The 12,274-nt window shown below is 59.5% G+C and carries 14 protein-coding genes and 1 pseudogene; 13 read left to right on the forward strand and 2 right to left on the reverse strand.

The window, feature by feature from the left end:
• Window positions 1-40: 40 nt before the first annotated feature.
• The 4 genes from ACMX25_RS11895 to ACMX25_RS11910 all read left to right on the forward strand — a co-directional run bounded on the left by ACMX25_RS11895 (window position 41) and on the right by ACMX25_RS11910 (window position 3,561).
• Entirely contained in the window at window positions 41-592 is a 552-nt protein-coding gene (locus tag ACMX25_RS11895; protein ID WP_414950290.1) for an LPS-assembly lipoprotein LptE, read from the forward strand.
• A 17-nt stretch (window positions 593-609) separates the two neighbouring features.
• Complete coding sequence (holA, locus tag ACMX25_RS11900) at window positions 610-1,725, forward strand: DNA polymerase III subunit delta (protein WP_414950081.1); 1,116 nt, start codon at window positions 610-612, stop codon at window positions 1,723-1,725.
• A gap of 85 nt (window positions 1,726-1,810) precedes the next feature.
• Window positions 1,811-3,088 (forward strand): glutamate-5-semialdehyde dehydrogenase, encoded by a 1,278-nt coding sequence (locus ACMX25_RS11905; protein ID WP_414950083.1) that lies wholly within the window; start codon window positions 1,811-1,813, stop codon window positions 3,086-3,088.
• A gap of 56 nt (window positions 3,089-3,144) precedes the next feature.
• Window positions 3,145-3,561: a CopD family protein gene (locus tag ACMX25_RS11910; protein ID WP_414950085.1), complete on the forward strand. Its 417-nt coding sequence runs from the start codon at window positions 3,145-3,147 to the stop codon at window positions 3,559-3,561.
• Window positions 3,562-3,658: 97 nt separating this feature from the next.
• Here ACMX25_RS11910 and ACMX25_RS11915 read toward each other — a convergent pair whose 3' ends face one another.
• Entirely contained in the window at window positions 3,659-4,435 is a 777-nt protein-coding gene (locus ACMX25_RS11915) for a copper homeostasis protein CutC (RefSeq protein WP_414950087.1), read from the reverse strand.
• A 787-nt stretch (window positions 4,436-5,222) separates the two neighbouring features.
• Here ACMX25_RS11915 and ACMX25_RS11920 point away from each other — a divergent pair.
• The 7 genes and pseudogenes from ACMX25_RS11920 to ACMX25_RS11950 all read left to right on the forward strand — a co-directional run bounded on the left by ACMX25_RS11920 (window position 5,223) and on the right by ACMX25_RS11950 (window position 8,156).
• Window positions 5,223-5,618: a cysteine peptidase family C39 domain-containing protein gene (locus tag ACMX25_RS11920; protein ID WP_414950089.1), complete on the forward strand. Its 396-nt coding sequence runs from the start codon at window positions 5,223-5,225 to the stop codon at window positions 5,616-5,618.
• On the forward strand, window positions 5,536-5,718 hold the full coding sequence (locus ACMX25_RS11925) for a hypothetical protein (RefSeq protein WP_414950091.1): 183 nt from the start codon (window positions 5,536-5,538) through the stop codon (window positions 5,716-5,718). The genes ACMX25_RS11920 and ACMX25_RS11925 overlap by 83 nt, the downstream gene beginning before the upstream one ends.
• Window positions 5,719-5,799: 81 nt before the next feature.
• Complete coding sequence (locus tag ACMX25_RS11930) at window positions 5,800-6,498, forward strand: hypothetical protein (RefSeq protein WP_414950093.1); 699 nt, start codon at window positions 5,800-5,802, stop codon at window positions 6,496-6,498.
• The gene (locus ACMX25_RS11935; RefSeq protein ID WP_414950095.1) at window positions 6,488-6,835 is read left to right on the forward strand and encodes a hypothetical protein; all 348 of its coding nucleotides are present in this window, start codon (window positions 6,488-6,490) and stop codon (window positions 6,833-6,835) included. The genes ACMX25_RS11930 and ACMX25_RS11935 overlap by 11 nt, the downstream gene beginning before the upstream one ends.
• Before the next feature lie 17 nt (window positions 6,836-6,852).
• Window positions 6,853-7,740, forward strand: coding sequence for a hypothetical protein (locus ACMX25_RS11940; protein WP_414950097.1), 888 nt, complete (start codon window positions 6,853-6,855; stop codon window positions 7,738-7,740).
• Window positions 7,741-7,832: 92 nt separating this feature from the next.
• Window positions 7,833-7,880, forward strand: a pseudogene (locus ACMX25_RS11945) (hypothetical protein); the annotation flags it as partial.
• 6 nt (window positions 7,881-7,886) lie between these two features.
• Window positions 7,887-8,156 carry a YadA C-terminal domain-containing protein gene (locus ACMX25_RS11950; protein WP_414950099.1) on the forward strand — a complete coding sequence of 90 codons (270 nt, stop codon included), beginning with the start codon at window positions 7,887-7,889 and terminating at the stop codon, window positions 8,154-8,156.
• A gap of 190 nt (window positions 8,157-8,346) precedes the next feature.
• On the opposite strand, the gene ACMX25_RS11955 is transcribed toward ACMX25_RS11950, so the two are convergent.
• Entirely contained in the window at window positions 8,347-9,192 is an 846-nt protein-coding gene (locus ACMX25_RS11955; protein ID WP_414950100.1) for a MurR/RpiR family transcriptional regulator, read from the reverse strand.
• Between the two features lie 309 nt (window positions 9,193-9,501).
• On the opposite strand from ACMX25_RS11955, the gene edd reads away from it, so the two are divergent.
• Together edd and eda are read left to right on the forward strand one after the other, a co-directional pair.
• Complete coding sequence (gene edd, locus ACMX25_RS11960) at window positions 9,502-11,343, forward strand: phosphogluconate dehydratase (protein ID WP_414950102.1); 1,842 nt, start codon at window positions 9,502-9,504, stop codon at window positions 11,341-11,343.
• A gap of 59 nt (window positions 11,344-11,402) precedes the next feature.
• On the forward strand, window positions 11,403-12,038 hold the full coding sequence (gene eda, locus ACMX25_RS11965) for a bifunctional 4-hydroxy-2-oxoglutarate aldolase/2-dehydro-3-deoxy-phosphogluconate aldolase (RefSeq protein WP_414950103.1): 636 nt from the start codon (window positions 11,403-11,405) through the stop codon (window positions 12,036-12,038).
• The last annotated feature ends 236 nt before the right edge of the window (window positions 12,039-12,274 follow it).

The following is a 12,274-nucleotide window of genomic DNA, read 5'->3' on the forward strand; positions in this document are numbered from 1 at the left end:
TTCGACCCAGATCCAAAGCCAAGCGAAGACCAAGCGCGCAATCCGCCGTCGCTCGATCCTGACGCTGGCATGCAGCGCGGCGCTGCTGTCGGCATGCGGCTTCCAGTTGCGCGGGCAGCAGGACTACGCGTTCAAGCGGCTCGCCATTAGCGGCGGCACGCCGGAAATGCTGGGGCGCCTCCAGCGCGTGGTGGAAGGCGGCAGCGACACGGTGATCGTCAAGGTATCGGAAAAACCCGACGCGATCCTTTCGCTGACCGGCGGCAACGGCATGAAGACCTTGAGCCTGAATGCACAAGGTGTCGTGCAGGAGTATGAACTCGACTACAACCTGAGTTACTCGATGGTTGGCGCCGACGGAACCTTGCTGATTCCACCCAGCGTGATTTCACTGAACCGTGCGCTGACCTATAGCGATCAGTTCACGCTGGCGAAGGGTATTGAAGCGCAGACGCTGTATCGCGACATGCAGTTCGATGCCGTGGACCAGTTGACGCGCCGGCTTGCGGTGGTGCGTTCGCTGCATCCTTCGCCGAATGAAGCAGCGCCTGGCATTGCGCCGCGTGCGCCTTTGCCTGTACCGCCGCTGTAACCCCGGGTGCCTGAACAATGCAGTTGAAGCTCGACGCGCTCGACGCGCATCTCGCGAAAGGGCCGAAAGGCTTGTACGTCGTCTATGGCGATGAGCATCTGCTCGCGCAGGAAGCGTGCGACAAGATTCGCGCGAGTGCCCGGGCGAAGGGTTTCACGGATCGCTCGGTGTTTGTGGTCGACCGTTACTTCGATTGGAGTTCGCTATTGGGCGCAAGCCAATCGATGTCGCTCTTCGGCGACCGTCAACTGGTCGAGTTGCGCATTCCTACGGGCAAGCCCGGCAAGGAAGGTGGCGAGGCGCTGAAAACCCTGGCCGCCGCCGATAACCCCGATGTCCTCATGCTCGTCACCTTGCCGCGGCTCGACGCCGCCACGCAGAAGTCCGCGTGGTTCACGGCGCTGAGCGGCCCGGGCGTGATGATGAAGATCGATCCGGTCGAGCGCGCGCAGTTGCCCATGTGGCTCGGCCAGCGCTTGAACGCCCAAAACCAGCGCGTCGAGCCGGGCGAGGATGGACGGCGGGCGCTGGTGTTTATCGCGGAACGGGTGGAGGGCAATCTGCTCGCCGCGCATCAGGAAATCCTGAAGCTGGGTTTGCTCTATCCGGCGGGCGTGCTGACGTTCGAACAGATTCACGAAGCCGTACTGAACGTCGCGCGTTATGACGTATTCAAGCTCAATGAAGCCATGCTCACCGGCGATGTCGCGCGCCTCACGCGCATGCTCGACGGCCTGAAAGGCGAGGGCGAAGCTGGAACGCTCGTGATCTGGGCGCTGGTCGAAGAAATACGCACGCTGCTGCGAATGAAACGCGGCGTCGCGGCCGGCAAGCCGCTCACCACGCTACTGCGCGAGAACCGCGTCTGGGGACCACGCGAACGGCTGATCGGCCCTGCTCTCACGCGTGTGACGGAAGCGACGCTGGAAAAGGCGCTGTCGCTGGCGGCGAAGCTGGATCGGCAGGTCAAGGGCCTGTCAGGCGGTACCGGTCCGCGAGGCAGTGCGAACCCGGGCGATCCGCCGCCCGACCCGTGGGACGGCATGTTCGAGCTCGCGATGACCGTCGCGTCGTCGAGCAGCCCGCTGCAACGCAGCGTGCCGCTCGCACCGCCGTCAAAGCGCCCAGCCTGACTCCGGCATAAAATCGACCTATTTCGGCGCTCCACGCCAAAATCTGCTCTACACCGCAGCGTCGAACGAAACCAAGAGAATGACGATGACTGACATCGACGAATACATGACCGAACTCGGCCGCCGTGCGCGCCGGGCCTCGCGCGCGATGGCGCGTGCATCGACGGCCGCGAAGAACGCCGCGCTCGAAGCGGTGGCGAACGCGATCGAACGCGAGCGCGCGGCATTGAAAGACGCCAACGCGCGCGATCTTGCCCGCGCTCGCGATAAAGGCCACGACGCTGCGTTTATCGACCGCCTGACGTTGTCGGAGAAAGCACTCAATACGATGATCGAAGGCTTGCGGCAAGTGGCCGCGCTGCCTGACCCGATTGGTGAAATCAGCGGCCTGAAGTTTCGGCCCAGCGGGATTCAGGTCGGCCAGATGCGCGTGCCGCTCGGCGTGATCGGGATCATTTATGAATCGCGGCCGAACGTGACTATCGATGCCGCCGCTTTGTGCCTGAAGTCGGGCAACGCGACCATCCTGCGCGGCGGTTCCGAGGCGCTGGAATGCAATACGGCGTTGGCACGGTTGATCGGTGAAGGCCTTGAAGCTGCCGGTTTGCCGCAGGAAGCTGTGCAAGTTGTCGCGACTGCCGATCGTGCGGCGGTGGGCAGGCTGATCACCATGACCGAGTACGTCGATGTGATCGTGCCGCGCGGCGGCAAGGGACTGATCGAACGATTGATGGCCGAAGCGCGCGTGCCGATGATCAAACATCTGGACGGCATCTGCCATGTCTACGTGGACGACCGAGCGGATCTGAACAAGGCGCTCAACGTCTGCGATAACGCGAAAACGCATCGTTACGGAACGTGCAACACGATGGAAACGCTGTTGATCGCGAAGAGCATTGCGGCAGAAGCGCTGCCCTTGCTCGCCAGCGCGTTCAAGGTGAAAGACGTGGAATTGCGCGTCGACCCCGCCGCGCGCGCCGTGTTGCAGCAAGCGAAATACGACGGCCCGCTCAACGACGCGACTCAAGCCGACTGGAGCACCGAATATCTCGCGCCCATCCTGGCTATCAAACTGGTGAGCGACCTGGACGAAGCCATCGAGCACATCAACACGTATAGCTCGAATCACACCGACGCCATTGTCACCGAAGACCACGACCGCGCCATGCGCTTCCTTCGCGAAGTGGATTCGGCGAGCGTGATGGTCAACGCATCGACGCGTTTCGCCGATGGCTTCGAATTCGGCCTTGGCGCGGAGATCGGCATTTCGAACGACAAGCTGCACGCGCGCGGACCGGTTGGGCTGGACGGTTTGACATCGCTGAAATACGTCGTGCTCGGTCACGGCGAAATCCGCGAATAAACGACGCGAATAAACGACGCTAACAAACGACGACAATAAGCGAGACCGCCATTCCAATGCTCTGGATCAAATCGCTGCATATAGTATTAGTGGCCTCGTGGTTTGCGGGCCTGTTCTACCTGCCGCGTATCTTCGTCAATCTCGCGATGGAAACCGAGCCCGCAGCGACCGCTCGTTTGCTCCTCATGGCACGCAAGCTGTTCCGCTTCATGACGTTTATCGCGGTGCCGGCGCTGGCTTGTGGTTTATGGCTGTTGCTGGTTGTGGGTATCGGGCAAGGGCAGGGCTGGATGCACGCGAAGCTCGGCATTGTGGTGCTGATCATTCTGTACCACGCGTATTGCGGTGTTTTGTTGCGTCGTTTTCAGCGCGGCGAGAACACGCGCTCTGATAAGTGGTACCGAATGTTTAACGAATTGCCGGTGCTTGGGCTGCTCGGTGCGACGCTTTTAGTTGTAGTCAAACCGTTTTAAGCAGCAAGCATGTTGCAGTAAAAGAAACGCCGGCCAACGTGCCGGCGTTTTGCTTTTCGGCCGCTCCGTCTGCCTCAAGTGCGTGATCTGTGCGGTCTTATCCAAGGTGCTCGGGTCTATCCCAGCTCTCGTTCGCTCGAGCGATGATCTGTTTCACCAGATCCGCCGATGTCTCGACGATCGCGTATTCGTCCTGTCCCGGTCCCCCCATCTTGACGCGTTCATTTCGGTAGCGCATGCCGCTGGCGAACGGCGCCCGACCCGACGTGTGATATTCGACGCAGCCCGTTTCATCGATCAATTGCGCAATATTGTTAAGCCGCACGCCGGCACCGGGCATGACGGTGAGCCGCTTGCCCGCAGCCTCACGCAGTTTGCTGATCAGGAGTGCGCCTTCCAGCGCGTTGGCTTCCTGGCCCGAAGTGAGAAGGCGAGTGCAACCTGTAGCGGTGATGTCTTCAAGCGCTTTGAGCGGATCGCGCGCGACGTCGAATGCGCGATGGAACGTGACCGGCATGGGCGCAGCCAGTTCAACGAGATGCTTGGTACGGGGCACATCGATATCACCGTCCGCCGTCAGCAGCCCGATCACGACACCCTCCACACCGAGTCTCTTGCAGGCAATGATGTCGCGCTCCATCACGTCAAATTCCACGTCCGTGTAAAGAAAGTCGCCACCGCGTGGACGGATGATCACGTTCAACTGTATGGACAACTTATCACGTGCGCTCGATACAGATCCATAAGAAGGCGTGGTGCCGCCTTCCAGCAAGTTGTCGCAAAACTCGACGCGGTCAGCGCCGCCTTCTTGCGCGGCGATGCATGAGATGACAGAACCTGCACAGACTTCCAGCAAAAACGGTGACGTGGGCATGAATGTGTTTTCTGGTTAAGCCGCCCTCGCAGCTTAATGCACATCGCTCAGATCGGCGATTCCTGAGGTCCTCCGGGACTTCGAGATCCGAAATTGTATGAGCGCAACTCGATCATGGCGCACGCATGCGGCTCTTTCTTATGAAGTAGATCGGCATGACAGTCGCTATCAGTCCGCTACACACCAACTCAGTATCTTGCAATAACCGAAAAACCGGGCAACGGCGCCAGCGCCTGTCCGGCCGTGACTTCCGTTGCAACCCCCGCCGCTGCTCGAATTCCCCTGCGTAAGCCCTTGATTCCGCTGCGCAAAAGCATCTCTATTTGCGATGTCCGGCATCCGTTTAATTCGGACGTTTCTCATGGTTCTCCGAGCCTCTGACGCCGAGAATCAACTCATCGCATTAAACCAGTGCGCAGCAGCAATTACGGATTCCTTTCTCGATTTGTATTTAAGACGCTTCCGATTTTCCGCGTAAGAGCCCGTGCAGATAATGCATCCGCTGCAATAAATGCTTCCCGCGACGAATCGTTCCGCGTTGTTTCATGGCGACGCTCACCCTGGCCGGTCCGAGGGCTCACGCCTTCCGCCCGGACGCTCAAAAGTCAAAAGCCATGAAAAATGAAGTACCGGGCGCGATAACGCCCATGCAACCGAACGGCGACGACGCCTTGCTGCAAAGCCTCGTCTGGATGGCTGCCTATCATGGCAAGCCGACCAGCGAAGCGTCCATGCTGTCAGGTCTGCCTGCGGGACGATTCATTCACCGAAGCAGGCGCAACTTGCTATGGAGCAGTCCGGCTTCTCAGTCGGCGTTATCGAACGCCAGCCGAATGAAGTCTCGCCCATGTTGCTGCCCGTCGTGCTGTTTCGAAAGGATCACGGCGGTTGCATCCTGATCGGCCGTTCGCCGAACGACGTCAAGCTCATCAAGCCGGCTGCGGAGATCAAGGAAGGCGACCAACCTGCCCAAATCGAGATGGAAGCGGCTTATCTCGTCGTGTTGCCGGAAGCAGGCTCGAAAGTGGTGGCTATCGGCGTGAGCCAGCTGAAGGCGAACTACACCGGTTTTGCCATGCTCTTGAAGCCTATCGGCCGGAATGATATCCGCGCCGGCGCACCCGCACCCAACAGTGGCAGCCGCACCAATATCAAACTGGACCGACGTTCTTGCAACCGGTAACACGGACAAAGCAGGGACGACCATTGCCGAAGGTACTGATGCAATGGCGATTGGCCTCAATACACATGCTACCGACGTGAGGGCTGTCGCAATTGGGTAGAACGCGCTTGCGACCGCGCAGGACGCTGTTGCAATCGGTAACGGTGCAATTTCGAACGGCATAGGCGCCACCGCGATTGGCGTGAATGCCAGCGTGACCGGCTTGAATGCTCTGTCGATCGGCTATTCCTCTGTTGGCGATAGTCAAGATGCGGTTGCGATCGGATCGAGCGCATACTCAGGCGGTGTGGGAAACGTTGCGATCGGTAAGGAAGCAGCAGTTACGAGCACGGCTGACGGCTCGTTCTTGCTGGGTAATGGAACGACAGCAACCTGCGCGAACACCTTCGTAGTGGGTAACAACATTGCCGAGGTAACGGGCACGAACAGCGTTGTGCTGGGTTCAGGCAGCGATGGTTCGCAGAACAATGCGATCTCTGTTGGTTCCAAGGGTAAAGAGCGCAAGATCGTGAACGTGGCTCAGGGTATTGCTGACACGGACGCGGTCAACGTTAGCCAGATGAAGCAGTCTATCAAAGACGGCGGCGGCGGAGACGGCGGTCTGAATCTCGTTACTCAAGACGTCCCCAGCAACGACATCATGGTTGCGAAGACGTCAACCGGTAACCATGTCAACTTCACAAATGGCGCGAATGCGGCTCGTGAACTGATCAACGTGGCAGCAGGTACGACGGCTACCTCAGCGGTGAACCTTGCTCAACTGAAGCCGGTAGTCGACGCGCTCGGCGGCGGTGCAAAGGTTGATGCAACGACCGGTGCTGTGACTGGCCCGACGTACACCATCCAGAAGGCTGACAAGCACACGGTTGGTGAAGCATGACATCGTTGGTACGGGCTTGACTGACGCTAACGTCGCTATTGCCAATTCGAGCAATGCCGGTACGGGCTTGGTCACGCAAGATGCAACGAGCCAGGACATCCTGGTGGCGAACAAGGTTGGAGGCAGCCATGTGAACTTCGCTGCTACTGGTGGCACCGCTCGTGAATTGACGGGTGTTGCAGCAGGTACGACGCTTACTTCGGCAGTCAACGTTAGTCAGTTGCAGCCGATGGCAGCAGCATTGGGTGGCGGAGCAGGCGTCAGTGCAGCCGGTGTCTTCACCGCACCGACGTACACAGTCCAGAAGGGTAGCCAGAACAACGTTGGTTCCGCGTGACTGCACTGGATACCGGCTTGACTACGGCCCAGATCCAGATTGCGGATATGAACGCGACCTCGGGTCAGGGTCTGGTGCTTCAGAATGCAACGACCGGCGCGATCACGGTGGGTGCAACGGCAACGGGTAACACAGTCGACGTGTCGGGTCTGAATGGCACGAAGCGCGTGGTTACGGGCGTAGACGCTGGAAACGTGAGTGAGTCGAGCTACGACGCAATCAATGGTTCGCAACTGTTCAAGACTGCTTCCGCTCTCGCAACGGCGATCTGCGGCGGTGCAGCTCTGAACGCCGACGGTTCGATCACGCAGCCTTCGTTTAGCGTTGGCGGTAACACGGTTCACAACATGGGTGATGCAATCACCCATGTTGACGGCCGCTTAACCACCAACACGACGAACCTGACGACCCTGCAGACGCAAGTGAACAACATCACGACGAACGGTGTAGCAAATCCGAACGAAGTGGCGTATGACTCGTCGACGCATGACAAGCTCACGCTGACCGGCTCGAACGGCACTTGTACCACGTTGCTGACGAAACTGACGGCTGGCGCAGTGGAAGCAGGCAGCACGGACGCAGTAACCGGCGACCAGTTGAACACCACGAACGCCAATGTCTCGGCACTCGAAACGTCGGTGAAGAACTTCTCTACCATGGGTTCCAGCAGCATCGGCATCAATGGTACGAATGGTACGAACGGCACCAACGGTACGTCGCCAGCAGCTGCTTCGGCAACTGGCAACGACGCAATCGCCCCGGGTGACGGCGCTTCGGCTTCTGGCGATCACGCAATTGTGATTGGCGGCGGCGGAGCAACCGGCACGGGTTCGGGTGTAGTGGTGATTGGTCGCGGCGCGGGCGCATCGGGTACGGACTCGGTCGCTATTGGCAACGGTGCTTAGGCTCCGGCCAACAACGCAGTGGCGCTGGGTGCGAACTTGGTTGCTGATCGTGACAACAGCGTTCGGTCGGTTCCGGTGACCAGCAACGCCAGATCACGAACGTTGCAGCCGGTGCGCAGGGTACGGACGCTGTCAACCTGAACCAGATGAACTCGGCGATGGGCGGTATTGCTCGTAAGGCTTACAGCGGTATTGCGGCAGCCACTGCGCTGGCCATGATCCCGGACGTCGACGCGAACAAGACGCTGTCGATCGGTATTGGGGGTGGTACGTTCCAAGGCTATGCAGCAACGGCCATTTGCGGTGCGGCTTGTATCACGCAAAACATCAAGGTCCGCGTGGGTGCCGGTTGGTCGGCAGCGGTACAACGGTCGGTGCTGCTGCTTCGTACCGGTGGTAATCGAAGTCTGACCTGAGGGGAGCCCGGTTCGTCAAAGCCGGGTTTTTCGGAAGGTTGGTCTTGTCAGTTTTTAAGCTGAATTAAACTAAAAGCGGATTCTTCTTGGGAAGAACCCGCTTTTTTTCGCCTGCTGCAGGCCTGATCGCCTCAACCACGAGGTCAGTTCCTGGATCAGCGTTGGACGGCAGCCCGAATGCCAACCCTGATTATTTTTCTACTCGTCGTCGATCAAGCACACCCTTCGCTTCAGCCAATCTCTCTGCAAACTCGGGTCCACGCGCCAGCGCCACACCCACTGCCAGAATGTCGCCGATCGCGAGGTGCGAAACGCGCGATGTCATCGGCGAAAAGATATCCGTGTCTTCGTCTACGTTCGCGAACAGGCCTACGCTCGCCATGCGTGCGAGCGGCGAATTGCCATGTGTAATCGCGATCACCTTTGCACCGCCATGCAGCGCCGATTTCACCGCCTCGAGAATGTCGCGTGTCCGGCCCGTGTTCGAAATCACCACCACCACGTCCCCGGCAGCCAACAACGTTGCCGATGTGGTGTACGTATGCGGATCGGAATACGCCACGCTCGGCACACCAAGACGGAAGAACTTGTGCTGGATATCGAGCGCTGCAATTCCCGACCCTCCCGCGCCATAGAACTCGATGCGCCGCGCCTCCGCCAGCAATGTGATCGCGGCCGCCACGCTATCCGATGACAAACTGTTGCGCACCTGTAGCAACGCGCCGATAGTCCGATCCAGCACCTTCGCTGCAACGCCGGCCGCAGGTTCATCGGCGCGAACGTCGCGGAAAACTGCGGGCGCGGGGACGTCGGAGGCAATGCTTTGGGCCAGCCGGATCTTGAATTCGCGGAACCCTGAAAACCCCAGCGCCTGACAAAAACGCGCGATAGTCGGCTGACTTACCCCCGCGCGCGCGGCGAAGTCGGTCATGACCAGATCAAGCACCTCGCGCGGCGCTTCAAGGACGTAATCGGCGAGCTTGCGCTCGGAGGGGCGCAATTGCTCGCGCATTGCTTCGACCTGGGACAGCAACATCGGGAATCTCGCCTATGCTGGAATTGCGTGGACTATAGCTGATTCGTAAGAATGTACAAAAACTACAAAACAAAACACGCAACAAAGTTCATTCGGTATCGATAATAAGCATTCAAAGTAAGCCTACCCGTAATACCTCAGCCAATTCACGCGAAAACTAAGGGTTTTCCAGATGGTGATTATGTAGTTTTTCTACTAAAATTCTGTTCATGGCACGGGACGTCTCAAAAACAAAATCAACCCGGTATCCCGCGATCGTTCAACCTGGCGTCAATCGCCCGCTCGCCGCCCATCGGCGAAGGAGTTTCGATGGTTTCCCCGCATTCGCATCTCAACACCGTGACGCAACGCGTGATCGAGCGCAGTAAGCCGACGCGCGCGGCGTATCTGGCGCGTATCGATGGCGCCCAAGGTCATTTCCCCGCCCGCGGCGCATTGTCGTGCGCCAACCTCGCGCACGGCTTCGCCGGCCTTGAGGGCCAGGAAAAAATCTCGATCAAGGCGGTCAAAGAGCCGAACATCGGCATTGTTTCGTCTTATAACGAGATGCTCTCGGCTCACGCGCCTTTCAAGAATTATCCCGACATCATCAAGCAGGCAGCGCGCGAAGCGGGCGGTGTGGCGCAATTCGCCGGCGGCGTTCCTGCCATGTGCGATGGCGTGACGCAAGGCAACGCGGGCATGGAACTGTCGCTGTTTTCGCGCGAAGTGATTGCCATGAGCACGGCGGTCGCGCTGACCCACAATATGTTCGATGCCGCCCTGTGCCTCGGCATCTGCGACAAGATCGTACCGGGCCTCTTGATTGGCGCGCTGCAATTCGGTCATCTGCCAACTGTTTTCGTGCCCGCCGGGCCCATGACCAGCGGCCTCACGAACGACGACAAGGCCAAGGTCCGCCAGCAGTTCGCAACGGGCGGGTGCGACCGGGACGCGCTGCTCGAAGCGGAAGCCGCTGCGTATCACGGCCACGGCACGTGTACTTTCTACGGCACGGCGAACAGCAACCAGATGCTGATGGAAGTGATGGGCTTGCATCTGCCGGGTTCGGCGTTCATCCATCCGCATACGCCATTACGGGACGCGCTGACCGCAGAAGCCGCCAAGCGCGTTCTCGAATTGACGGTCGAGCGTGGCCATTACACGCCGGTTGGCCATGTGGTCGATGAAAAAGCCATCGTGAACGGCATCGTTGCGTTGCTGGCAACAGGCGGTTCGACCAACCACACCCTGCATCTTGTGGCGATCGCGCGCGCGGCGGGCATCGTGATCGACTGGAATGACTTCGATGAGCTCTCGCAAGCCGTGCCGCTGACGGCGCGGATCTATCCGAACGGCAAGGCCGATGTGAACCATTTCCACGCTGCCGGCGGCGTGGCGTATCTGGTGCGCGATTTGCTCAGTGCCGGGTTGCTGCACGAAGACGTTAAAACGGTCGCGGGCGAAGGCCTCAAGCACTACACGCGCGAACCGAAATTAATCGATGGCAAGCTGCAATGGGTCGACGGCGCCGAATCCAGCCACGACACAAAAGTTTTACGCAGCCACAAGGAACCGTTCGCACCCGATGGCGGTCTGCGTCTGATGCAAGGCAAGCTCGGTCGCGGCGTCATCAAGATTTCGGCGGTGGCGGACGCGCATCGGCACGTGAAGGCGCCGGCGATTGTTTTTGATTCGCAGGAACAAGTGCAAGAAGCCTTCGATAACGGCGAGCTCAAGCGTGATTTCGTGGCTATTGTGCGGTTCCAGGGAGCGCGCGCGAACGGCATGCCGGAGTTGCACCGGTTGACGCCGCTTCTCGGCGTGTTGCAGGATCAGGGCTTCCATGTGGCGTTGGTGACGGACGGGCGCATGTCGGGGGCATCGGGCAAGGTTCCCGCCGTGATCCATATCTCGCCGGAAGCGTTGCTGCACGGTCCGATTGGTAAGGTCCGCACGGGCGACATGATTGTTATCGATGCAAACAAGGGCGTGCTTGATATTGAGATTGATGCTGGCGAATGGGCTGCGCGTGAAGTCGAGCAGCCGAAGCATCAGGCGGAAAACGAAGTAGGCTTTGGACGCGAGCTGTTCGGCGTGTTCCGCAACGCAGCGATGCCGGCGGAGCTGGGCGCGTCAGTGTTCGGCCCGATGGTCGGAGAGGCGAAGTAAAGGCAACTTTGCCTAAGAAGTGCCATGCAGCCGAAGAGATCCAACATAAGGAGCAACAAATGAAATCAGTAAGCGAAATCGTGCGCCTCGGGCCGGTTATTCCGGTGCTTGCTTTCGAATCGGCCGAACAGGGCGAAAGCGTTTCGCGCGCGCTGCACGCGGGTGGTGTGAAGGTTCTCGAGATCACGTTGCGCACGGCAGCAGGACTTGAAGCAATAGAACGGGCGAGCCATTTGGCCGATGACATCGTGGTCGGTGTTGGCACGATCACCAAGCCTGAGCATTGCGGGCAAGCCAAGAAAGCGGGCGCGCAGTTCGGGGTATCGCCGGGACTGACGAAAGACATCCACCAGGCTGCGCTCGATTGCGAACTGCCGCTTCTGCCGGGCGTGATGACGCCGACGGACATCATCGTGGCAATAGAGCTCGGGTACGAAATCGTGAAGCTGTTCCCGGCACAACAGGCGGGCGGCATCGCGATGTTGCAAGCGCTCAACGGTCCGTTCCCCGGTTTGAAGTTCTGCCCGACGGGCGGCATCACCGCTGAAACGGCGCCGAGCTTCCTGGCGCTGCCGAACGTGGTGTGCGTGGGTGGTTCGTGGCTGACGCCCAAGGCTGCGCTCACCGCGCGCAACTGGGAAGAGGTCACACGTCTCGCTCGTGCAGCGAGCACGCTGGCGCCACCACAGCACTGACGTGCGCAAGGAGGGCCAGTCCACGCCTCACCCTTCGCAATAAGTAGTAACCCAAAAACCTCCGCACTCGACCGCGGTGGTTTTTTCACATTTGGACACCCTTACCGCGCGAGTTTCTCAACCTGCAAGTAAAATCCGCAACAGTCATTAGCCGACTGCACGCGTTGATCCATCGTCCGTTCTGAAAGTCGATGAAAACCGCAGCGCAGGAAAGGAACATCAACGAACATGGGAGG

Source organism: Caballeronia eucalypticola, assembly GCF_047608185.1.
Classification (GTDB): domain Bacteria; phylum Pseudomonadota; class Gammaproteobacteria; order Burkholderiales; family Burkholderiaceae; genus Caballeronia.

What these genes read in the sequence shown, in the direction of transcription:
- holA (WP_414950081.1), top strand. Translation starts at nt 610, where the DNA reads ATGCAGTTGAAGCTCGACGCGCTCGACGCGCATCTCGCGAAAGGGCCG.
- ACMX25_RS11905 (WP_414950083.1), top strand. Translation starts at nt 1,811, where the DNA reads ATGACTGACATCGACGAATACATGACCGAACTCGGCCGCCGTGCGCGC.
- ACMX25_RS11910 (WP_414950085.1), top strand. Translation starts at nt 3,145, where the DNA reads ATGCTCTGGATCAAATCGCTGCATATAGTATTAGTGGCCTCGTGGTTT.
- ACMX25_RS11915 (WP_414950087.1), bottom strand. Translation starts at nt 4,435, where the DNA reads ATGCCCACGTCACCGTTTTTGCTGGAAGTCTGTGCAGGTTCTGTCATC.
- ACMX25_RS11920 (WP_414950089.1), top strand. Translation starts at nt 5,223, where the DNA reads ATGGAGCAGTCCGGCTTCTCAGTCGGCGTTATCGAACGCCAGCCGAAT.
- ACMX25_RS11925 (WP_414950091.1), top strand. Translation starts at nt 5,536, where the DNA reads ATGATATCCGCGCCGGCGCACCCGCACCCAACAGTGGCAGCCGCACCA.
- ACMX25_RS11950 (WP_414950099.1), top strand. Translation starts at nt 7,887, where the DNA reads ATGAACTCGGCGATGGGCGGTATTGCTCGTAAGGCTTACAGCGGTATT.
- ACMX25_RS11955 (WP_414950100.1), bottom strand. Translation starts at nt 9,192, where the DNA reads ATGTTGCTGTCCCAGGTCGAAGCAATGCGCGAGCAATTGCGCCCCTCC.
- edd (WP_414950102.1), top strand. Translation starts at nt 9,502, where the DNA reads ATGGTTTCCCCGCATTCGCATCTCAACACCGTGACGCAACGCGTGATC.
- eda (WP_414950103.1), top strand. Translation starts at nt 11,403, where the DNA reads ATGAAATCAGTAAGCGAAATCGTGCGCCTCGGGCCGGTTATTCCGGTG.